The sequence below is a fragment of the Pseudomonas aylmerensis genome (assembly GCF_001702265.1).
GTDB classification, from domain to species: Bacteria; Pseudomonadota; Gammaproteobacteria; order Pseudomonadales; family Pseudomonadaceae; genus Aquipseudomonas; species Aquipseudomonas aylmerensis.
Map to the genome: position 1 here is coordinate 104158 of NZ_MAUE01000028.1, position 20856 is coordinate 125013.

A 20856-nucleotide genomic window follows, 5' to 3' on the forward strand; every position below is an offset into this window, starting at 1 on the left:
GATGTTTCGTTTTATCTCCCAACGCCTGGCGATGTCTGTCCCGACCTTGCTGCTGATCTCGCTGATGGTGTTCGCGATCATCCGCCTGGTGCCTGGTGACCCGGCCCTGCTGATGCTTGGCGACATGGCCGACGCCCATAGCCTGGAGGTCGCGCGCGCGTCCCTGGGCCTGGACCAGCCGCTGCCAGTGCAGTTTGTAATCTGGTTGAAGGCGGTGCTCAGCGGCGACCTTGGGCATTCGATCACCACCAATGAGGCGGTGCTACCGCTGATCCTCGATCGCTTCCAGGTGAGTGCCGGGATTGTGTTGGTGTCGGTGTTGCTGGCTGCCTTGATTGCGGTGCCGGCCGGCTTGCTGTCGGCGTGGAAGCAGGACAGTGCACTGGACTTTGGCGTGGTGTCGACCGCCACGCTGCTGCTGTCGATCCCCAGTTTCTGGCTCGGCCTGCTGTTGCTGTATGCGTTTGGCATCAAGCTGGGCTGGTTGCCGGTGGTGGGCTACGTGTCGTTCGGCCAGTCACCGTGGCAGGCCTTGAGTTTCATCGTGTTGCCGATCGTCACCCTGACCCTGGTGGAGCTGGGTGCAATCACCCGCATGGCGCGGGCCAGTGCCATCGAGGTGTTGCGCCTGGAGTACATCACCCATGCCCGCGCCAAGGGCCTGTCGGAACGTGCGGTGCTGTGGCGCCATGCGTTGCGCAACTCGTTTGCACCGACCCTGACCCTTATCGGCCTGATCCTCGGCAACCTGCTCAGCGGCATTGCCGTGCTGGAAACCGTGTTCACCCTGCCGGGCATCGGCCGCCTGATGGTCGACGCCATCTACGCCCGTGACTACCCGGTGCTGCAGGGCTGCCTGCTGCTGGTGACCTTTGTCTATGTGCTGGTCAACCTGTTGGTGGACCTGCTGTACCCGCTCTTCGACCCCAGGGTTAAGTTATGAATAAGCCACTGCCTGTTGCACCCGAGGTGCTACTGCCTGCACCGGTGCGTGCCCCCAGGGCCTGGCGCGTGCCGCCGTTGAATGCGCTGATCGGTGCGTTCCTGTTGGGCTTGCTATTGATCATGGCCGCGCTCGGCCTGGTATGGACGCCCCATGATCCGCTGGCGCTGAACCTGCTGGCGCGGTTGCAGGCGCCGACCGCCGCGCACTGGCTGGGCACCGATGAATACGGCCGCGATGTCTTGAGCCGCTTGATGATCGGCGCGCACACCAGCCTGTGGGTGAGTGTGCTGACGGTGAGCATGGCGATTATCGCCGGCACCTTCCTCGGCTTGCTGGCCGGCTTTCTGCGCGGCTGGGTCGACCGTGGCCTGATGATGATCAACGACGCACTGCTGGCGTTCCCCGGCATCCTGCTGGCCCTGGGCTTGATGGCGATCATCGGTCCGAGCCTGTACGGCATCGTCTTCGCCTTGAGCCTGGCCTATACGCCGTCGGTGGTGCGGGTGGTGCGCGGCACGGTGTTGTCGCTGCGCGAGAAGGAGTTTGTCGAGGCCTCGCGGGTGATCGGCAATTCCGAGCTGTACACCATGCTGCGCCATATTGCGCCGAACTGCGTGGCGCCGGTGTGCGTGCTGGCCACCAGCATGTTCGGCTGGGCGATCCTCGCGGAAAGCTCCCTGAGCTTCCTCGGCCTGGGCGTGCCGCCACCGGCGGCGACCTGGGGCAACATGCTCGCGGCCAGCCGGCCGTATATCGCCACGGCCAGTTGGCTGGGGCTGTTTCCCGGTGTCTGCATCGCCATGGCGTTGCTGGCGTTCAACCTGTGTGGCGATGCCTTGCGTGACCGCCTTGATCCACGGATGAGTAAATGACCATGACTGATGTATTACTGGCAGTCGATCACCTGAAAATCCGCGTCGGCACCCACGGCCCGCTGGCGGTCAACGACCTGAGCTTCACCATCGCGCCGGGGGAAATCGTCGCGTTGGTGGGCGAGTCCGGCAGCGGCAAGACCATGGCCGCCCGCGCCGCCATCGGCCTGCTGCCGCCACCGCTGCAACACTGCGGCGGCCAGGTGCGGTTCCAGGGCCATGACCTCAACAGCCTCAAGCCCGAGCAACTGCGCCAACTGCGCGGGGCCAAGATCGGCATGGTGTTCCAGGAACCCATGGTGTCGTTGAACCCGTCCATGAGCATCGGCGAGCAAATGGCCGAGGGCCTGCGCCTGCACACCAAGCTCACGGATGCGCAGATCCGCGAACGCAGCCTGGAGATGCTCGGCCATATCGGCATCAAGGACGCCGAACGTTGCCTGGCGGCGTTCCCTCACGAGTTCTCCGGTGGCATGCGCCAACGCATCATGCTCGCTTCGGTGATGCTGCTGCGCCCGGCGCTGCTGATTGCCGACGAACCCACCACGGCCCTGGACTGCTTGGCGCAACTGGACGTGTTGAAGCTGATGCTCGACCTGACCCGCGAGCAGGGCACGGCGATTCTGTTTATCAGCCATGATCTGTCCCTGGTGGCGCGCTACGCCGACAAGGTGGTGGTGATGCGCGAAGGCCGCGCGGTGGAGCAGGGCACCATTGAGCAGATCCTGCTGGCGCCCAAGGCCGAGTACACCCGCCAGTTGCTCGAAGCCTTGCCACGCCGTGGCGTGTTGGCGGAATTGCCCCAGGCCGACGGCCCGCTGCTGACGGTCCGCGACGTGTGCATCGAACACCCTGGCCCGCGCAGCCTGTGGGGCCGCACGCCGTTCAAGCGCGTGGTGCATTCGGCCAACCTCAGCATCGCACCGGGCGAAACCCTGGCGCTGGTGGGCGGCAGCGGCTCCGGCAAGACCACCCTGGGCCGCGCGATTGTCGGCCTGAACAAAGCCTGTGCCGGCGCCATCGAGTTTGAGGGCGTGGACATCCTCAAGTCGGGCAACCGCGAACACCGTTTGCAATGCCAGATGATTTTCCAGGACCCGTATTCGTCTCTCGACCCGCGCATGAAGATCGGCGACATCCTCGCCGAACCGCTGCGCCATGTACCGGGCATGAGCGCCGAGCACAAGCGTGAACGCGTCACCAGGACGCTGCTGGATATCGGCCTGGCCGAGCAGTTTGTAGACCGCTTCCCGCATCAGTTGTCCGGTGGCCAGCGCCAGCGTGTCGCCATTGGCCGCGCGCTGGTGCGCCACCCACGGTTGGTGATTGCCGACGAGCCGATCTCGGCCCTGGACATGACCATCCAGAAGCAGATCCTGGAGCTGTTCGAACGCCTGCAGGCGCAGTACGGCTTCGCCTGCCTGTTCATCTCCCACGACCTGGCGGCGGTGGAACGCATCGCCCACCGGGTCGCGGTGATGAGCGAGGGCAGGGTGGTGGAAATGGGCACGCGCGATGAGATCTTCGACCGCCCGCAGCACCCCTATACCCGCAAGCTGCTGGCCGCTGCCAGCCCCTTGGAGAAACTTGAAAACGGTGGCTACCGCATTCGCCAGGGCCCTGTACCGCTAGCGCTGTAACCCAGGACTGACGTCACCCGCCGCGCAAATCGCCGATTTGCGCGAACGGCGAAGCCATGCCCGAAGAACAATAAAAACCCCCAACCATGACACTGCCAGGAGCTTAAAAAAATGAAAAAATCCCTGACTCAACTCATCACCGGCGTGGGCGTCGTGAGCAGCGGGTTGATCCCGTTCGCCGCCCATGCAGATTTCATCAAGGACAGCAGCGGTACGCTGGAATTGAAGAACTACTACTTCAACCGTGACTACCGCGAAGAAGCCAGCCAGTCGGTGCGCGCCGAATGGGCCCAGGGCTTTCTGCTGGGGATCAAGTCCGGCTTTACCGAGGGCACGGTAGGTTTTGGCCTGGACGCCATGGGCATGCTCGGCTTGAAGCTCGACTCCAGCCCGGACAAATCCGGCACCGGCTTGCTGCAGCGTGACAGCGACAAGCGCGCTTCCGACAGCTACTCCAAGCTCGGCGTGACCGCCAAGGCACGCTTCGCCAAGAGCGAACTGCGCGTGGGCTACCTGGTGCCGGATCTTCCGACCCTGCAACCCAATACCAGCCGCCTGTTCCCGCAGTCGTTCAGTGGCACGCAGCTGGTGTCCAACGACATCAGCAACCTCAAGCTCAGCCTCGGTCAGTTGGACCAGGCCAAGGACCGCGATTCCACCAACTACGAAGACATGAAGCTGACCACGGTCAGCAAGGTCTACAAAAGCACGGCCCTGAGCGATCAGTTCCGCTTTGCCGGCGGCGATTATTCGCTGACCCCCAACACGTTGCTCAGCTACCACTACGCCGCGCTCGACAGCATCTACCACCAGCAATACGGCGGCTTCAAGAACAGCTTTGGCCTGGGGCCGGGCAGCCTGAAGACCGACGTGCGCTACTTCAAGGCCGACAAGGACGGCGCTGGCCTCGCGGGTGATGTCGATAACCGCGCCTTGAGTACACGCCTGACCTACCAGTATGGCGGCCACAGCATCGGCGGCGGCTTCCAGCGGCAGTTCGGCACCACGCCGTTCACCTACCTGGATGGTTCGATCAGCTACCTGTTCACCGAGTACCAGTTCACCAACTTCACCCAGACCAAGGAGCGCGCCTGGCACGCTCGCTACGACTACAACTTCGCCGACCTGGGCCTGCCGGGCCTGCTGTTCGGGATCAAGTATGCCAAGGGTGATTCGGCCGAGGTGATCGGCTTCAACGGCGAAGGCCGCGAATGGGAACGCGATCTGGACATCAGCTACGTGGTGCAGACCGGCCCGTTCAAGGGGGTGTCGATGCGTTGGCGCAACGCCCTGGCCAAGGGCAACTTCTACAACGACGTCAACGAGAACCGCGTGCTGCTGGGTTACACCCTGGCGCTCTGGTAAGCGTGTGTCTGAGGCTTAGTTGTGATGAGCGGGGCAAGCCCGCTCATCACACTGTCCCCGATTGGCATCACAACTGATCGGTTTTGCAGATCAAGATAGCCCCGGCCGCCCTTACAGGCGATCACCCGGTCTCGATACTCTTTTCAACAGCATCTTTTCTCCAGAACCATCACTCGAATATCGAGACTCCTGCGTTATGAAACTTAATCAACACCCCTTGCTGCAAGCGACACAAGGTACCCACAGGCACGTGGAAAGCGAGCATTACGGTGCAGTGGGTGCGGGTCGAAAAATCTATATCCAGGCGGCGCTGCATGCCGATGAAACCCCAGCGATGCTGGTGGCTGCGCACCTGCGCCGGCAACTGGCCGCGCTGGAAAATGCCGGCCGCCTGAATGCGCAGATCGTGCTGGTGGCCGTGGCCAACCCGGCCGGTCTGGGCCAATACATCATGGGCGCACCTAGCGGACGCTTCGAGCTGGGCAGTGGGCGCAATTACAACCGTGGTTTCCCGGTGCCATACCCGGAAATCGCCAGCAGGATCGAACACCTGCTCAGCCAGGATATCGACGCCAACCGTGAACTGATCCGCCAAGCCTGGGGCGAATGCCTGCGCGCCGCCCAGCCGATGGACGAATACCAGTCGCTGCAGCAGACCCTGATGCTGCTGGCCCACGATGCCGACATCGTGCTGGACCTGCACTGCTCCCGCGAAGCGGCCATGCACCTCTACACCGGCGAATCGGTGTGGCCGACCATCGAGCCGTTGGCGCGCTACATCGGCGCCGAAGCGACCCTGCTGGCTACCGATTCCCAGGCCAATTCCTTTGATGAAGCGCTCTACCTGCTGTGGGTGAATCTGCGCGAGCGGTTTGGCGAGCGATTCCCGATTCCCGACAGCAGCATCGCCGTGACCGTGGAGCACCGTGGCCAGCGGGATGTGTCGTATGAACTGGCAGACCATGACGCCACGGCGATCATTGATTACCTGACCCACCTGGGCGCCATCGAAGGCACCCCACGACCGTTGCCTGCGTTGCGCAACCCGGCCACGCCGCTGGCGGGCAGCGAGCAGTTCTATGCGTCGAGCGCCGGGGTGCTGGTGCACCGCGCGGCGGTGGGCAGTCGTATTGAAGCGGGGCAGGCGTTGTTCGATATCGTCGATCCCCACAGTGGCAAGACCGTGACGATCAACAGCCACACCACCGGCGTGTTGTACATGCGCCGCGATGTGCGCTTTGTGAAGCCGGGCGACCCCTTGGGCCGTGTTTCCGGCGCCACGCCGATCCGCAGCGGCAAGCTGCTGAGTGCGTGAATTGAAAGGCGATCACTGTAGGCGCCGGCTTGCCGGCGATAGCGGCGTGTCAGACGTACCGCCATCGCCGGCCAGCCAGCGCCTGCAGTAGATCCTCACTATTTTAGATTTTTATCAGGCAGGACACTCCATGCACCCCAACCCGGCAATCGCCCTCGAAAACCAATTCTGCGCCCACAACTATTCGCCGCTGCCGGTGGTCATCGTCAAGGGCGAGGGCGTATGGGCCATTGGCGATGACGGCAAGCGCTACCTGGACATGATGTCGGCCTATTCAGCCGTCAGTCATGGCCATGTGCACCCGCGTATCCGCGCCGCCGCCGTGGCGCAGATCGACAAGATCAGCGTGGTGTCGCGCGCGTTCTACAGTGAGCCGCTGGGTAACTTCCTCAAGACGCTGTGCCGCATCAGCGGCTTCGATTCGGCATTGCCGATGAACAGCGGCGCCGAAGCCGTGGAGACCGCGATCAAGGCCGCCCGTCGCTGGGGCTATCGGGTCAAGGGCATCGCCGCGAACCAGGCGAAGATCGTGGTGGCCGACAACAACTTCCACGGGCGCACCTCGACCATCGTCGGCTTCTCGTCCGAGCCGGACTACAAGGCGGACTTCGGTCCGTTCTGCGACGGCTTCACCGAAGCGCGGTTTGGCGATATCGAGAGTTTTCGCCAGGCCATCACGGCTGATACCTGCGCGGTGCTGATCGAACCGATCCAGGGCGAAGCCGGTATTCGCGTGCCGCCGGCCGGGTTCCTGCGTGAGCTGCGTGCACTGTGCGACGCCACCAACACGTTGCTGATCCTTGATGAAATCCAGTCGGGCCTGGGCCGCACCGGCAAGTGGTTTGCCTTCCAGCACGAAGGCATTCGCCCGGATGCGCTGATCCTTGGCAAGGCGCTGGGCGGCGGGATCATGCCGGTGTCGGCGTTTGTCGCGGACCATTCGATCATGGACCTGTTCGATGCCGGCAGCCATGGTTCGACGTTTGGCGGTAATCCCTTGGCGGCGGCCGTTGGCCTGGAAGCCCTTAACGTGCTGGAAGATGAAGGCCTGATCGATAACAGCGCGCAATTGGGCCACTACCTGGTGGAGCGCCTGCGGGCGATGAATTCCCCGGCGATCCGTGAGGTGCGTGGTCGCGGTTTGTGGGTGGGGGTGGAGCTGGACCGTGATGCCCGGCCGATTTGCGAAGCGTTGCTTGCCGAAGGCCTGCTGACCAAGGAGACCCATGAAAACGTGCTGCGTATCGCGCCGCCGTTGTCCATCACCCGTGAGGAACTGGATTGGGGCCTGGCGCGTATCGAACGGGTGTTCGGCCAACTATGAGCGACGTTCTCAACCATCTGGACATCGGCGGGCAGCGTTACGCCTATATCGATCTGCATAAACTGCTGACCCCGGTGCAGCTGCATCGGCTGCCTTATTGCCTGCGCATCCTGCTGGAAAACATCGCCCGCTGTGCCCCGGCCTCATTGCCGTCGGTGCTGGCGCGAGCCACCGGCAGCGGGCCGGACTGCGAGGTGCCGTTCCAGCCCAACCGCCTGATGTTTCACGACACCACCTGCCTGCCGGCCCTGGCGGACTTTGCCGGCATGCGTGATGTGGTCGCGGAACTGGGTGGCGACCCGACGGCGGTGAACCCGGCGATCCCGGCCGTGTTGACCATCGACCACTCGGTGATTGTCGAGCACTACGCCGAAGCCGGCGCGGTGGACGCCAACCTCGACATCGACTTTCGCCGCAACAGCGAGCGCTACCGGTTTATCAAATAGGCCGAGGCCAGCCTGGACAACTTCAAGGTGATCCCGCCGGGGACGGGGATCATCCACCAGATGAACATGGAATCCATCGCCCAGGTGGTATGGGAAAGCCCGACCGCCGGGGGTGGCGTGCTGCTGCACCCGGACTGCATGGTTGCCACCGACAGCCATACGCCGATGATCAATGCCATCGGCGTGCTGGGCTGGGGCGTGGGCGGGCTCGAAGGGCAGGCGGCGATGCTCGGTGAGCCGGTGCCGATTGCCTTTCCCCAGGTCGTGGGGGTTCGCGTCAGCAATGCCTTGCGGGCCGGTGTGACGGCGACGGACCTGGCATTGAGCGTGACCGAGTTGCTACGCCAGCGCAGCATGGTAGGCAAGTTTGTCGAGTTCACCGGGCCGGGGCTGGCGTCGTTGAGTTGGGCGGCGCGGGGCACCGTGGCGAACATGGCGCCGGAGTATGGCGCGACGGTAGTGTTTTTCCCGTTTGATGACGAGACCCTTGCCTACCTGGAATTGAGTGCGCGGCCGGCGCCATTGTTGGCCAAGGTGTCGACCTATATGGCGGCACAGTCGCTGTGGCGCCAGGCCGGCGAGCCCGAGCCGCAGTTCGATGAACTGATCGAGCTGGACTTGGCCCGGATTGAACCCAGTGTGGCCGGGCCACACCAACCCCATCAGCGCCAGTCGCTGGCGCAGGCGGGCGCCTCGTTTCATCAGCATGTGCACGCTGAGGCCGGGCAGCAATTCTTCGAGCCGTCCTTTGAAGCACCGTTGACCCACGGCGCGGTGGTAATGGCGGCGATCACCAGTTGCACCAACACGGCCAACCCGGCGCAGATGATCCAGGCCGGATTGCTGGCACGTCGTGCACGGGCACGTGGCGTGGGGCGCAAGCCCTGGGTGAAGACTTCGCTGTCGCCGGGTTCGCGGGTGGTGGCGGACTATCTGGATGCGGCGGGTTTGTTGGAGGATTTTGCGGCGCTGGGCTTCGACCTGGCGGGCTTTGGCTGCATGACCTGTATCGGCAATTCCGGAAGCCTGGAGGCCCATGTGGAGGCCTTTGCCGAGCAAGGCCTCAAGGGGGTGGTGGTGCTGTCGGGCAATCGCAATTTCGAAGGACGGGTCAACCCCAAAGTCCCCGCCGGGTACCTGGCCTCGCCGGCGCTGTGCGTGGCCTATGCGATTGCCGGGAGCATTGATATCGACCTGTCCAGCAGTCCGCTGGCGTTGGATGCCCAAGGCACGCCGGTGTATCTGGAGGAGCTGATGCCCAGTGATGCCGAGGTGGCGGCGCACGTGGCGCAGGTGGTGCGCCCGGTGTTGTTCCAGCAACGCAGTGAACTGCTCTGGCAGGGCACGCCGCACTGGCAGGCGCTGGAGGCCGACGCCAGCGTGAGATTTGCCTGGAACCCGGATTCCACCTATTTGCGCCGCCCGCAGTACCTGGCGCAGGTGCCGCCCGTGCCGGCGGCGCGCCTGTCGGTGCGCAACGCGAGGGCGTTGGTGGTGCTTGGTGATAACGTCACCACGGACCATATTTCACCGGCGGGCACCATCCCTTCCGAGAGCCTGGCCGGTGCCTGGCTGCGCGAAAGGGGGGAGGCCGAGGCGGATTTAAACCAGTACTCGACACGGCGCAGCAACCACGAAGTGATGGTGCGCGGGGCCTTCACCAACCCGCGCTTGAACAACCTGCTGGATCCGACACAAACACCACGCCGAGGTGTGTGGGCGTGGAATGCCGACCACACGGACTACCAGCCGTTGTACCTGGCCGCGCAGAGCTACGCCGGCACGCCCACCGTGCTGTTTGCCGGGAGCAACTACGGCGCCGGTTCCAGCCGGGATTGGGCGGCGAAGGTGCTGAGCCTGTTGGGGATCAAGGCGGTGGTGGCGCGCAGTATCGAGCGCATTCATCGCAGTAACCTGATCGGCATGGGCGTGTTGCCGTTGGTGTTCAGCGCCGGGACGACGGTGCAGGACCTGGCGCTGGATGGCAGCGAGCGCTTGACGTTCCTGGGGCTGGAACACCTGCAGGTTGGCGAGAACCAGATCACCCTGCAGATCGATCGCGCCGATGGCCGTGTTGTCACGCACCGGCTGGTTTTGCGCCTCGACTCGTTGCAAGAGCTTGGGTACCTTGAGCACGGCGGTGTGCTGCCGTTTGTGATCCGCAAGACCGTGCAACGAACCCGCCCAGGAGCGCTCGATGATTGATCCCGCTGTACTGCAACAACTGGCCCCCGATGGCGTGCTGCGTGCCGCCATCAACTTCGGCAACCCGGTGCTGGCGCAACGCGGCGCGGGCGGTGAGCCACAGGGGGTGTCCGTGGCGTTGGCCAAGGCCTTGGCTGAAGAGCTGGGTGTCGAGTTGGCGCTGATCACCTTCGAGGCGGCGGGCAAGGTCTTTGCTGCGCTGGCCGAGGATGCCTGGCGCGTGGCGTTCCTGGCCATCGAGCCGGTACGTGAGCAGGAGATCGCGTTCAGCGCACCTTACGTGGCGATCAAGGGCACCTACCTCGTGGCGACGGATTCGCCCTTTACCCACATCGCCCAATTGGATGCAGCGGGTCGACGCATCGCCGTCGGCCAAGGCGCAGCCTACGACCTGTACCTGAGCCGTACGGTGGCGCATGCCGAGCTGGTACGGGCGCCTACGTCGGCAGCAGCGGTGGACTGGTTTATCGCGCAAGGTCTGGATGCGGCGGCGGGGGTGCGGGACTTTCTGCGCACCCGGGTGAGCGCGCAATGGCGCCTGGTCGAGGATGACTTCATGACCATCCGCCAAGCCATGGCGGTACCGGTGGCGCATGCAGCCGCTGCCGCGTTCGTCAGGTCCTTTGTCGAACGGCAGAAAGAGAAGGGTGTGGTAAAGCGAGGTCTCGAGGCCAGCGGGCAGAGCGCTGAATTACAGGCGACGTAGAAAGGATTTGACGATGTGCCGGGTGGCGTCGGTGGTGTCCAGTTCATCCACGGCGCCATAGGCGTACCACTGGCAATCGATGATTTCGTTGCACGGCCGCGCGTCGGCGATGTTCACCACCGAGGCCTCGAACACATGGTGTACGGTGTCGCGGGCCTTGAGCTCCTGCAGATACAGCAAGCCGTCCACATTCAACCCGGTTTCTTCTTCCAGCTCGCGTTCGGCCGCGCCGACCGGGCGCTCGTTCCGTTCGACCTTGCCGCCCGGCAATGCCCATTTTGACCTGGCCTTGCGCACGAAGAGGATATGTCCCTCGTGTTCGCAAATGACCGTTGCGCGTATTTTCATCGTCTGTGCCCCCGCAGTGGGATGAATGTCATAAAAGTGTAATGCAAATGTCATGCTAAGTGGTTATGGCGTACCGGGTTGGGGATGTGGATACTGCCTGATTGATGAAAACGGACGAGGACAACAGATGAACACCGTACGTTGGGGCATGATCGGCTGTGGCAGTGTCACTGAACTGAAGAGTGGACCCGCCTTCTATAAAGCGCCAGGTTCGGCGCTGGTCGCCGTGATGGGGCGCCGCGAGGCAGCCGTGCGCGATTATGCGGCGCGCCATGGCATTGCCCGTTTCTATACCGACGCCCAGGCACTGATCGACGACCCTGAAGTGGACGCGGTGTATATCGCCACACCGCCCGACAGCCACCTCGAGTACAGCCTGATGGTGGCGGCGGCCGGCAAGCATTGCTGTGTCGAGAAGCCCATGTCGCTGAATGCCGAGCAGAGCGCGTTGATGCAGCGCACGTTCGAACGGGCCGGGCTGCACCTGTTTGTCTCCTACTATCGTCGCTCGCTGCCGCGCTTCCAGCAGGTACGCGAGTGGCTGCAGGCGGGACGCATCGGCCAACTGCGCCACCTGACCTGGACCTTGTGCAAGCCTCCGGGGGCCGACGACGCCAGCGCCGCCAACTGGCGCACCGACCCACTGATTGCCGGTGGCGGTTACTTTGCCGACCTGGCCAGTCACGGCTTTGACTTGTTCCAGTACCTGGCCGGGGATATCGTCGAGGTCTCGGGCTTTACCGCGCGCCAGGCCGGGCGCTATGCGGCGGAAGATGCAGTGACGGCCTGCTGGACCTTTGGCTCGGGCGCCCTGGGCATGGGCTGCTGGAACTTCGTCGCGGACCGCAAGGAAGACCGCGTCGAGCTGATCGGCAGCCGTGGTCGCATTCAGTTCTCGGTGTTCGAAGACCAGCCGCTGCGCCTGGAAGCCGAGACCCAGGAAGTGCTCGAAGTACCGTGCCACGCGCATATCCAGTGGCACCACGTGCTGGCGATGAATGCACACATTCGCGGCGAGGCCGAGCATCCTTCGCTGGCCATCGAGGCGTTGAAGACTGATCGGATTCTGGACAAGGTGCTATTACGCAACCCCCACCATCCTGGGTAGTCGCGATAAAAAAGGTTTTTTTCAAGGAATAGGCCGATGAAATACTGGATGGTGGTGTGGCTGGTGCTGGCGACCGGCGCAGTGGCGGCCCCGCGTGAACAGGGCACGCCGGGGGAGTTTGATTTCTATGTGCTGTCGTTGTCGTGGTCGCCGACGTTTTGCCTGACGCACCCGGACAACGAACAGTGCTCGGGCAAGGGCTACGGGTTTGTGCTGCACGGCCTGTGGCCGCAATACGCGCGAGGAGGGTGGCCAGCGAGCTGTGCGCCGCAGTCGTACCTGAGCCGGGAAGCAATGGACAAGGGCGCGACGTTGTTCCCCACGCGTGCGCTGCTCAAGCACGAATGGGCCAAGCATGGCACCTGCAGCGGGCTTGAACCGCTGGCGTACCTGGAAAAAACCGACGCGGCGTTGGGCGTGGTTGCCATTCCACACCAATTGCAGCCGTTCAACACACCGCCGTCCTTGCCGGCTCGCGAGATCGAGGCGCTGTTTCGCCAGAGCAACCCGCGCATGGGCAATCACGGTGTGGCGGTCATCTGCAAAGGCAAGGTGCTGTCGGAGGTGCGGGTGTGCCTGACCAAGGACCTGGCCTTCGCCGGCTGTCCGCGCAGTGTCAAAAGCCAGTGCCGCGAGGGTGAAATCCGCATTCCGGCCCAGCGCTAGGGCTGCATCGCCACGCGATAACGCTCATCAAAATCCTCGGCCAACTGCGCCAGGGTGACCTTGCCGAGGCGCTTCAACAGCAGCGCCTGGGCTTGTTCGAAGGCGTCGGTGAGCGCCGCGTTCACGGCCTGTTCCACCAGGCATTCCGGGTGATCGGTGGACAGTCCGATGGCGAAGATCGACGGCGTGCCCAAGGCGTTGTGAATGTCCAGCAAGGTGATTTCACTCAAGGGCTTGCCCAGGCTCCAGCCGCCCTGATGGCCTTTTTCCGAGCGCACATACCCTTTTTCCTTGAGCAACCCGAGGGTGCGCCGTACCACCACCGGATTGGTGCCGAGCATCTGCGCGATGGTCTCCGAAGTCGCGCGTTCTTCATGGCGGCCCATATGGATCAGCACATGCAGCATGCGCGACAGGCGCGTGTCGTTTCTCATCAAAAAACCTCAAGTCGATGCGCGCCAAAGTATCGTTCGTAACCTAAAAAGTTGCGAGAGTCTTGACGCGCTAATTTTACGTAACTTATGGTGTGTCGTGAAAGCGCGCGGATAACCGCGTGCACTCACCATAGGGTCACTCTCATGATCTACGACGTGATTATTGTCGGCGGCAGCTACGCCGGTTTGTCAGCGGGCCTGCAATTGGCGCGGGCGCGGCGCCAGGTGCTGGTGATCGACGCGGGGCAGCGGCGCAACCGGTTTGCGGCCACGTCCCACGGGTTTCTTGGGCAGGACGGCCAGTCGCCGCAGGCCATTGCCGCCGAAGGGCGCAGCCAGTTAATGGAGTACCCGACGGTCACCTGGGTGCAGGGCAGTGTGGTTCAGGCGACGGTAGAACCGCAGGGCTTCAGCCTGGGCACTGAATTCAACGGTACGTTCCAGGGCAAGCGCCTGATCCTGGCCACCGGCGTGGTCGACGAATTGCCCGCCATTGAAGGCCTGCAGGAGCGTTGGGGCACGCGGGTGTTCCATTGCCCTTACTGCCACGGCTATGAGCTGGACCAAGGCCGTATCGGTGTTCTCGCCACTTCTTCGCTGGCGATGCACCACGCATTGATGCTGCCGGACTGGGGCGCCACGACCTTGTTCACCAACGGCGTATTCACCCCGGATGCCGAGCAGCAGGCGCAGTTGGCGCGACGTGGGGTCAGTGTGCAAAGCGCCGGCGTACGGCGAATCAGCGGCGAGCGTGCCGACCTCGAACTGGATGACGGCCAGGTGTTCAAGCTCGACGGTATCTTCACGATGTCGCGGACCCGGCTCAGCCCGTTGGCCGCGCAGTTGGGCTGTGCACTGGCCGATGGCCCCAGCGGCGCTTACCTGCACACCAACGACATGCGCCAGACCTCAGTGCCGGGCGTGTTTGCCTGTGGTGACGCGTCCCTCGCCGCCGGCTCCGTGGCGCTGGCCGTGGCCGAGGGTGTGCGCGCCGGGGTCGGCGCGCATTTTTCGCTGGTCAGCGGTTGAGGTAGACCGGGCTGTCGGTGGACAGCGACGCCTTCACCGCGTGGGTCATGTCGGTGATCAACACTTCTTCGCGGTCCTCGCCCAGGGCTTGCAGGGTGAGGGCGACCACTTCCTGGGGCGTGCTTTTAGGCGCATGCACATCAGCGACCATGTCGGTGTCGATGTAGGCCGGGTGCACGCCGATCACCAGGGTGTTCTGCTCGCGCAACTCGCCGCGCAGGCCGTTGGTCAGCCCCCACTGGGCGGATTTCGAAGTGCTGTAGCCACCGGCGCCCGGCGGGCTCAGCCAGCTCAGCACCGAGAGGATATTGATCAGCGCGCCGCCGCCCTGTTTGGCCAGGATCGGCGCAAAGGCACGGCTCAGGCGCAGGGTGCCGAAGGTGTTCACGTCAAAGTGCTGTTGCAGGTTTTCGACACTGTCTTCGGCCAGCAACGAACCGTACTTCAGGAAGCCCGCATTGTTGATCACCACACTGACGTCCGCGCACTGCTCGGCGGCGTGCTGCACGCTGGCCGCGTCGGTGATGTCGAGGGCAATCGGGGTGCTGCCGGGAATGTCCACACTGCGCGGATCCCGCGCACCGGCGTAGACCTTGGCGGCGCCGGCTGCCAGCAGGGCGGTGACGAAGGCTTTACCCAGGCCGCGATTGGCGCCGCTGACCAATACCACTTTTCCACGAATATCCATGATGAACTCCAGGCTGCGAATTAGGTTTAATGATGAAACCGTTTTTATCCTGAGGCTGTTGGTCCTATAATGCAACCAGATTTTTCAATGCCGGGAGGCCCGACGATGAAACGCAAATGCCTGGAAGGCGATGGCTGCCCCGTTGCCCGTGCCCTGGACGTGGTGGGCGACTGGTGGACGCTGTTGATCATCCGCGATGCATTCGCCGGCGTGACGCGCTTCGGTGATTTCCAGAAGCACCTGGGCGTGGCTAAAAACATCCTTGCCACGCGCCTCAAGGACATGGTCGAGCAGGGCCTGCTGCAAACCAGCGAAGTCGGTGCGCGCAGTGAATATCAGCTGACCGACAAGGGCCGCGCGCTGATGCCGGTGCTGGTGACGCTGGCGCAGTGGGGGGAGGCGCACACGCAACCCGAACAGGCCGGCGCGCGCGTGCTGGATGCGCGCTCGCTCAAGCCGCTGCGCAAGGTCGAGATCCTGGCCGAGGATGGCCGGGTGCTGGGCCTCGACGATATCGTCACGCAGGTCAGCTAGGCGCGATTGCGGTCTATGTGATCTGTGGGCGCGCAGTGAGTGCGCGCCGACAGGGGGCAGGGTCTATTTGCTATCGAGGAAGCCCAGCAGCGCTGCATTGAACAACGCCGGGTCCTGCAGGAAGGCAAAGTGGCTGGTGTTCGGCAGGATCAGCAGGCCGGCCCCTGGGATGGTGGCCGCCATGTACTCGGTGTGCTCGCGCTTGATCGCTTCGTCATGGTCGCCGTCGGCAATCAGGATTGGCGTCTTGATGCTCGCCAGCTGGGCGTCGGTCCAGTTCGGTTGGCTGGCCCACATATGGCTGATCTGCTCGACGAATGCATCGTACTCTTTAGGCGTCGGCGACAGCTTGGCGTACTCCTTGCCGGCGCGTTCGATGAAGGCGGCGAAGGTCGGGTTTTTCTCTACGCCGTCCTTGACCCCGGCGGTCTGGGTGTTGGCGGCGAACGCGAACACCTTGCCGATCCGGTCCGGGTGACGCAGGGCCAGGTCGATACCAATGATGGCGCCGTCGCTCCAGCCGACAATATCGGCACGCGGGATCTTCAGGCTGTCGAGCACGGCCACCACGTCATCGGCCATCAGGTCGTAGCCGTAGGGTTTATCGTCCCGCGAGCTGCGCCCGTGGCCACGGCTGTCGAGGCTGATCACCGTGTGCTTGGCCGCCAGTGCCTTGACCTGGTTGCCCCAATAATCGGAGTTGGACAGCCCACCGTGCAGCAGCACCACCGGCGATCCGTGCCCGGTGCGGGTGTAGTAGACCTTGATGCCGTTGACGGCGGCGTAGCCGGTTTTGGCGCCGGCCACCGGGGCCGGCGTCGGCGGCAGGGTTTCCCAGCGTTCAGCGGCCTGGACCGCAGAGAAAGACAGCAACAGGCAGGCAGTTGCCAGCAGGCGACGTGACATGGCGATTCCTTTGATTGCAGTGAGTAGGCGCTGAACTCTAGCACCGGCCCAGGCCTGGGAAATACGCATTTTTGCCTATTGAGATCGGCATTCTGAAAGAAAAAAATGCAGTTATATCAATGGAATAAAAGCGTCTAAAGCGCCCGGGCCAGAACGGTTTCGCCGCCGTTGTCTGTCTCGCGCCATGAGCGGTGCGAGGCCGACTCCAGGGGCGCACACAAAATACTTCGACAAGGGTCATTTTGTTCAATACCCCGCGTGCCTTGCCCTTTACCGTGGCTCCATCGTCATCTGCCCGAATAAAAAGGAACTGCAATGAGCTTGATCATTTCCATGGCCGCCTTCGCACTGGCCACCTCGATCACACCCGGACCGGTCAATGTGGTGGCCCTGAGTTCAGGCGCGCGCTTCGGTTTTGTCGCCAGCCAGAAACACGTGTTCGGCGCCGCCGTCGGCTTCACCTTGTTGCTGGTGTTGATTGGCCTGGGGCTGCATGAAGTGCTGGTGCGCTGGCCGCTCCTGACGCAGTTGATCCAGTGGGGCGGGGTGGCCTTCTTGCTCTACATGGCCTGGAAACTCGCGGTGGACGATGGCCGCCTGGACGCGGACAGCAGCGCGACGGCGCCGTCGATGCTCTACGGCGCGATCATGCAATGGCTCAACCCCAAGGCCTGGCTGGCCTGCGTGGCGGGCATGGGCCTGTTTGTGGCGGACGGCGATGCTCGGCAGGTCTGGCTGTTTGCCGGCCTTTACCTGGTGATCTGCTACCTGTCGGTGGCGTGCTGGGCCTATGCCGGCACGTTCCTGCGCCGCTACCTGGGCAACCCCCAGGGTGTGCGTGTATTCAACCGCTCGATGGCCGCGTTGCTGGTGGCCAGTGTGGGTTATTTGCTGATGGCTTGAGGACGTCGCGGTACTGCCCCGGCGTGGCCGCGAAATGCTGCTTGAAGGCGCGCTGGAAATGCGCCTGGTCGGCAAAGCCTGCGGCCAGGGCGACATCGGCGATCAGCTTGCCGTTGCGCAGTTGGGTGCGTGCAAACTGGATGCGCCGGTTGACCAGGAAGGCATGCGGGGTCAGCCCGTAATACTGTTTGAAGGCGCGGATCAGGTACGACGGCGACAGCTCGGCGGCCAGGCAGATGTCCTCCAGCTTCAGGGCCTGGGTGCAGTGTTCGCGGATGTAGTCGGCGGCCCGTTCCAGCTTGTGGTTGACCTCGCGCATCGGGGCGGGTGAAGGGTTCAGGCGTTGCTGCACTTCGCTGAAATAACTCACCAGCGCGCTTTGCTTTTGCAGGTGTTCGGCCTGCTCATCCACCAACGTCCGGTATAGCTCCAGCAAGCCCTCGTACAGCACCGGATCGCGCGTGTAGGGCGTACTGAATGGCCGGTAACCCTGGTCGGTGCTGAACCCCAGTTGGTACTGCAGGTCGGTCAGCCAGGGCGTGTCGATGTACAGCATCTTGTAGGACCATCGCTCGTTGTCGATGGGATTGCAGGCGTGCACATCGCCGGGGTTCATCAACACCACCGTGCCGGCGCTGATCTCGAACGTCTCTGCACCGTAGTGGTAATAACTGCGCCCCGTGGTGACCACCCCGATGGAGAAGTGCTCGTGGGCATGGCGCGTGTAGGTGACCTTGCGCCCATCGGCGATGGTGCGCGCTTCGATGAACGGCAAGCGCTCGTCGCGCCAGAAGCGCGGCGAGTGCGAAGGGTGAGCAAGGCTGTCCAGCGACATGGCGGCAGTTCCATCCCTTGAGCGAGTGAAGGGATGATTGCACAGACCGCCCGGGGCGTCAGCCTAGAAATCCCACTTGGTCGCCAGCTGCAGGCTGCGCGGTTCGCCGTAGAAGCCGGTGCCGAAGTTGCCCAGGCCCGTGTAGTACTTCTTGTCGAAGAGGTTCTTCACGTTCAGCGTGGTGCTCAGGTGGTCGTTGAAGCGATAGCGTACCATCAGGTCGACCAGGTAGTAGCTATCCTGGGTGATGCGCGAGTCGTGGCCGAAGTTGACCGTGTCATTCGGGTCCGGCTGGAACACCTTGCCGAAGAACTCACTCTGCCAGTTCACACCGCCGCCCACGGTGATGTTGTCCAGGGCGCCCGGCAGGCGATAGGCGCTGAACAGCCGTACGACTTGTTGCGGCGTGGTGGTCTGCAGCACCGAGCTGTAGACGTAGCCGTCATTGGCATCGCGGGTGTGCTGGTAGGTGTAGCCGGCGGAGATGTTCCAGCCGTCCAGCACTTCACCCGACAGCTCGGCCTCGAAGCCTTTGGTGGTGGCGCCGGCGATGGGGCGGTAGATCGAGTCGCTCTCGAAACCCGAGACGTACTCGGCCACGTTGTCCTGTTCGATGCGGAACGCGGCGAAGCTGGCATTCAGGCGGCCGCCGTAGAACGCTGCCTTGAGCCCCGCTTCATAGGTCTGGCCTTCGACCGGGTCGAGCAGCTTGCGGTCGGCATCCTTGCTGGTTTGCGGGCGATAGATCTGGGTATAGCTGGTGTAGACCGACCAGGTGTCGTTCAGGTCATAGACGACCCCGGCATAGGGCGTGACCACGCCACTCTGGTGGTAGGTGGCGCGGTTGTCGGCCTGGGCGGGGTCGAAGAAGTCGGTGGTGTCGGTGCCGCTGAAATTGCTCACGCGCGCGCCGAGAATCACTGCCAGGTCATCGGTCGGTTTCAGGCGAGTGGCCAGGTAGGCGCCGGTCTGGCGTTGCACGATATCGTTCTGGCCGCTGCGTGGGATGTCGGGCTTGGCGTATTCGCCGTGCCAGTCAAAGATGCTGCCGCCAACGGGTGGGTAGATCGAACCGTATACCGGCACGTCCTGTTTCGAGCGGGTGGCCATGAAGCCCATGATCAACTCGTGCTCGCGGCCGAACAGGCTGAACGGCCCGCTGAGGTTGACGTCCAGGGTGTTCTGCACCTGGTCGCCCTTGTACTTGCCCATGAACATGTACATGCCTTCGCCGCTGACCGGGTCGGGGTTGCCACCACTCGCGGAGGCGAGCAGGGTGTCGTGCTGGCTGCGCTTGCGGTCGAGGCTGACTTTGAGCGACCAGTCATTGGCGAGCTTCTGCTGCACCGAGGCGAAGATCGTCTGGTTCTGGAAGTCGCGACGGCTCCAGTCGGCGGCCGGGTTGAACGATCGCGAGAAGTTCGTGCGCGAGCCGTCGCTGAAGTACATCGGGAAACCGGTCCAGCTGGCGCCGCGCGAGCGGGTGTCCTGCTGGTCGATACCGAAGGTCAGCAGGGTGTCGGGGGTGAGATCCGCTTCGAGGATGCCGTAGGCGATGTCCTTGGTGTTCTGGTAGTGGTCCAGGTAGGACTGGCGATCCTGGTACACGCCGACAAAGCGCCCGCGCACATTGTCAGACTCGGTCAGGGGGCCGGAGATGTCGCCTTCGGTGCGGTAATTGTCCCAGGAGCCGAAGGTCTGGGTGACCGACGCCTTGAAGTCGCGGGTGGGTTTTTTGCGGATCAGGTTGACCGTGGCCGAGGGGTCGCCGGAACCGCTCAACAGGCCCGCCGACCCCTTGATGATTTCCAGGTGGTCGTACACCGCCATGTCGGTACTGGTGGTGCCGTAGTCGTACACGCCGTCATAGGTGGAGTAGACGCCGTCGTACTGGAAATTGGTGATCGGCAAGCCCCGGCTGGAGAACTCCCAGCGCTCGCTGTCGTAGTTCTGCACACTGACGCCCGGGGCGCGGCGCAGGGTGTCGGCGATGTTGTTGGAACCCTGGTCATCCATCTGCTGGCGGGTGATCACGGTGACCGACTGCGGGGTTTCGCGCATCGACAGCGGCAGGCCGGTGGCCGACGCCATGGAGCCTGTGGTGTAGGCGTGGGTGTCTTCGGTGGTGGCGCCCAGGTCCTGGCCGGAAATGGTGGTGGCGCCCAGCTCCAGGGCGCCCGTGTTGGCCGGGATCGGTTCGAGTACGTAGCCGTTGTTGCCTTGGGGCAGGGCTTGCAGGCCGCTGCCCTGCAACAGGCGCTGCAAGCCGCTGGCCGCGGTGTAGTTGCCATTCAGGCCTGGGCTGGTTTTACCTGCGGCGAGGCTGTTGTGCCCGGCGATGAAAATACCCGACTGCTCGGCAAAGCTGTTCAGCACATTGACCAGGGAGCCGGCGGCAATACGGTAGCTGCGCGCGGCTTCCTGGGTCGATGGTGTTTCGGCGGCGTGCAGCGTCGGTGCGCCGAGGCAAAACAGCGAGGTGGCCAACGCCAGTGGGCGCAGCGCGAAGCGAGCAGGTTGCGGCATGAATGTTTCCCTTTGGATCAAATCGATCGGCGAATTGAAAGCGTCTGCAGGGTTAACCGA

Annotated in this window: 18 protein-coding genes and 1 pseudogene; 13 read left to right on the forward strand and 6 right to left on the reverse strand. The window is 63.5% G+C overall.

From position 1 onward, the window contains the following. Position 1: 1 nt before the first annotated feature. From BBG20_RS20080 to BBG20_RS20115, 8 genes and pseudogenes are all read left to right on the forward strand, one after another. Entirely contained in the window at positions 2 to 943 is a 942-nt protein-coding gene (locus BBG20_RS20080) for an ABC transporter permease (protein WP_065906353.1), read from the forward strand. Continuing rightward, positions 940 to 1818, forward strand: coding sequence for an ABC transporter permease (locus BBG20_RS20085; RefSeq protein WP_016977188.1), 879 nt, complete (start codon positions 940 to 942; stop codon positions 1816 to 1818). Before BBG20_RS20080 ends, BBG20_RS20085 begins: the two co-directional genes overlap by 4 nt. After that, entirely contained in the window at positions 1815 to 3458 is a 1644-nt protein-coding gene (locus BBG20_RS20090; RefSeq protein WP_065906355.1) for an ABC transporter ATP-binding protein, read from the forward strand. Before BBG20_RS20085 ends, BBG20_RS20090 begins: the two co-directional genes overlap by 4 nt. A gap of 111 nt (positions 3459 to 3569) precedes the next feature. Beyond that, a complete protein-coding gene (locus tag BBG20_RS20095; protein WP_065906358.1) occupies positions 3570 to 4823 on the forward strand; it encodes an OprD family porin in 1254 nt (417 codons plus the stop codon). A 196-nt stretch (positions 4824 to 5019) separates the two neighbouring features. Then, the gene (locus BBG20_RS20100; RefSeq protein WP_065906360.1) at positions 5020 to 6138 is read left to right on the forward strand and encodes a succinylglutamate desuccinylase/aspartoacylase family protein; all 1119 of its coding nucleotides are present in this window, start codon (positions 5020 to 5022) and stop codon (positions 6136 to 6138) included. A 130-nt stretch (positions 6139 to 6268) separates the two neighbouring features. After that, positions 6269 to 7462 carry an ornithine--oxo-acid transaminase gene (gene rocD, locus BBG20_RS20105; RefSeq protein WP_065906365.1) on the forward strand — a complete coding sequence of 398 codons (1194 nt, stop codon included), beginning with the start codon at positions 6269 to 6271 and terminating at the stop codon, positions 7460 to 7462. Beyond that, a pseudogene (gene acnA, locus BBG20_RS20110) lies at positions 7459 to 10113 on the forward strand (aconitate hydratase AcnA). Before rocD ends, acnA begins: the two are co-directional and overlap by 4 nt. Beyond that, on the forward strand, positions 10106 to 10819 hold the full coding sequence (locus tag BBG20_RS20115; RefSeq protein WP_065906367.1) for a transporter substrate-binding domain-containing protein: 714 nt from the start codon (positions 10106 to 10108) through the stop codon (positions 10817 to 10819). The pseudogene acnA and the gene BBG20_RS20115 overlap by 8 nt, the downstream one beginning before the upstream one ends. Here the strand turns inward: BBG20_RS20115 and BBG20_RS20120 are convergent. Continuing rightward, positions 10805 to 11167, reverse strand: a complete 363-nt coding sequence (locus BBG20_RS20120) for an NUDIX hydrolase (RefSeq protein ID WP_065906369.1) — start codon at positions 11165 to 11167, stop codon at positions 10805 to 10807. The two genes, BBG20_RS20115 and BBG20_RS20120, sit on opposite strands and share 15 nt — an antisense overlap. 127 nt (positions 11168 to 11294) lie before the next feature. Between BBG20_RS20120 and BBG20_RS20125 the strand changes: the two genes are divergently transcribed. Both BBG20_RS20125 and BBG20_RS20130 read left to right on the forward strand, forming a co-directional pair. After that, positions 11295 to 12275: a Gfo/Idh/MocA family protein gene (locus BBG20_RS20125; protein ID WP_065906370.1), complete on the forward strand. Its 981-nt coding sequence runs from the start codon at positions 11295 to 11297 to the stop codon at positions 12273 to 12275. A 36-nt stretch (positions 12276 to 12311) separates the two neighbouring features. Beyond that, positions 12312 to 12941 (forward strand): ribonuclease T2 family protein, encoded by a 630-nt coding sequence (locus BBG20_RS20130; RefSeq protein WP_065906371.1) that lies wholly within the window; start codon positions 12312 to 12314, stop codon positions 12939 to 12941. Here BBG20_RS20130 and BBG20_RS20135 read toward each other — a convergent pair. Continuing rightward, a complete protein-coding gene (locus BBG20_RS20135; protein ID WP_065906372.1) occupies positions 12938 to 13375 on the reverse strand; it encodes an Rrf2 family transcriptional regulator in 438 nt (145 codons plus the stop codon). The two genes, BBG20_RS20130 and BBG20_RS20135, sit on opposite strands and share 4 nt — an antisense overlap. Before the next feature lie 144 nt (positions 13376 to 13519). On the opposite strand from BBG20_RS20135, the gene BBG20_RS20140 reads away from it, so the two are divergent. Next, positions 13520 to 14404 (forward strand): NAD(P)/FAD-dependent oxidoreductase, encoded by an 885-nt coding sequence (locus BBG20_RS20140; RefSeq protein WP_065906373.1) that lies wholly within the window; start codon positions 13520 to 13522, stop codon positions 14402 to 14404. On the opposite strand, the gene BBG20_RS20145 is transcribed toward BBG20_RS20140, so the two are convergent. Further along, positions 14394 to 15092 carry an SDR family oxidoreductase gene (locus BBG20_RS20145; protein ID WP_065906374.1) on the reverse strand — a complete coding sequence of 233 codons (699 nt, stop codon included), beginning with the start codon at positions 15090 to 15092 and terminating at the stop codon, positions 14394 to 14396. The genes BBG20_RS20140 and BBG20_RS20145 overlap by 11 nt on opposite strands. Positions 15093 to 15197: 105 nt before the next feature. On the opposite strand from BBG20_RS20145, the gene BBG20_RS20150 reads away from it, so the two are divergent. Continuing rightward, positions 15198 to 15626 (forward strand): winged helix-turn-helix transcriptional regulator, encoded by a 429-nt coding sequence (locus BBG20_RS20150; protein WP_065906375.1) that lies wholly within the window; start codon positions 15198 to 15200, stop codon positions 15624 to 15626. A gap of 63 nt (positions 15627 to 15689) precedes the next feature. Here BBG20_RS20150 and BBG20_RS20155 read toward each other — a convergent pair whose 3' ends face one another. Next, positions 15690 to 16532 carry an alpha/beta fold hydrolase gene (locus BBG20_RS20155; RefSeq protein ID WP_065906377.1) on the reverse strand — a complete coding sequence of 281 codons (843 nt, stop codon included), beginning with the start codon at positions 16530 to 16532 and terminating at the stop codon, positions 15690 to 15692. Positions 16533 to 16847: 315 nt separating this feature from the next. Here BBG20_RS20155 and BBG20_RS20160 point away from each other — a divergent pair, with 315 nt between their 5' ends. Then, a complete protein-coding gene (locus BBG20_RS20160) occupies positions 16848 to 17435 on the forward strand; it encodes a LysE family translocator (RefSeq protein ID WP_065906379.1) in 588 nt (195 codons plus the stop codon). On the opposite strand, the gene BBG20_RS20165 is transcribed toward BBG20_RS20160, so the two are convergent. Together BBG20_RS20165 and BBG20_RS20170 are read right to left on the reverse strand one after the other, a co-directional pair. After that, positions 17377 to 18270 (reverse strand): AraC family transcriptional regulator, encoded by an 894-nt coding sequence (locus BBG20_RS20165; protein ID WP_065906381.1) that lies wholly within the window; start codon positions 18268 to 18270, stop codon positions 17377 to 17379. The genes BBG20_RS20160 and BBG20_RS20165 overlap by 59 nt on opposite strands. Before the next feature lie 63 nt (positions 18271 to 18333). Then, the gene (locus BBG20_RS20170; RefSeq protein ID WP_065906383.1) at positions 18334 to 20796 is read right to left on the reverse strand and encodes a TonB-dependent siderophore receptor; all 2463 of its coding nucleotides are present in this window, start codon (positions 20794 to 20796) and stop codon (positions 18334 to 18336) included. Positions 20797 to 20856 lie beyond the last annotated feature (60 nt).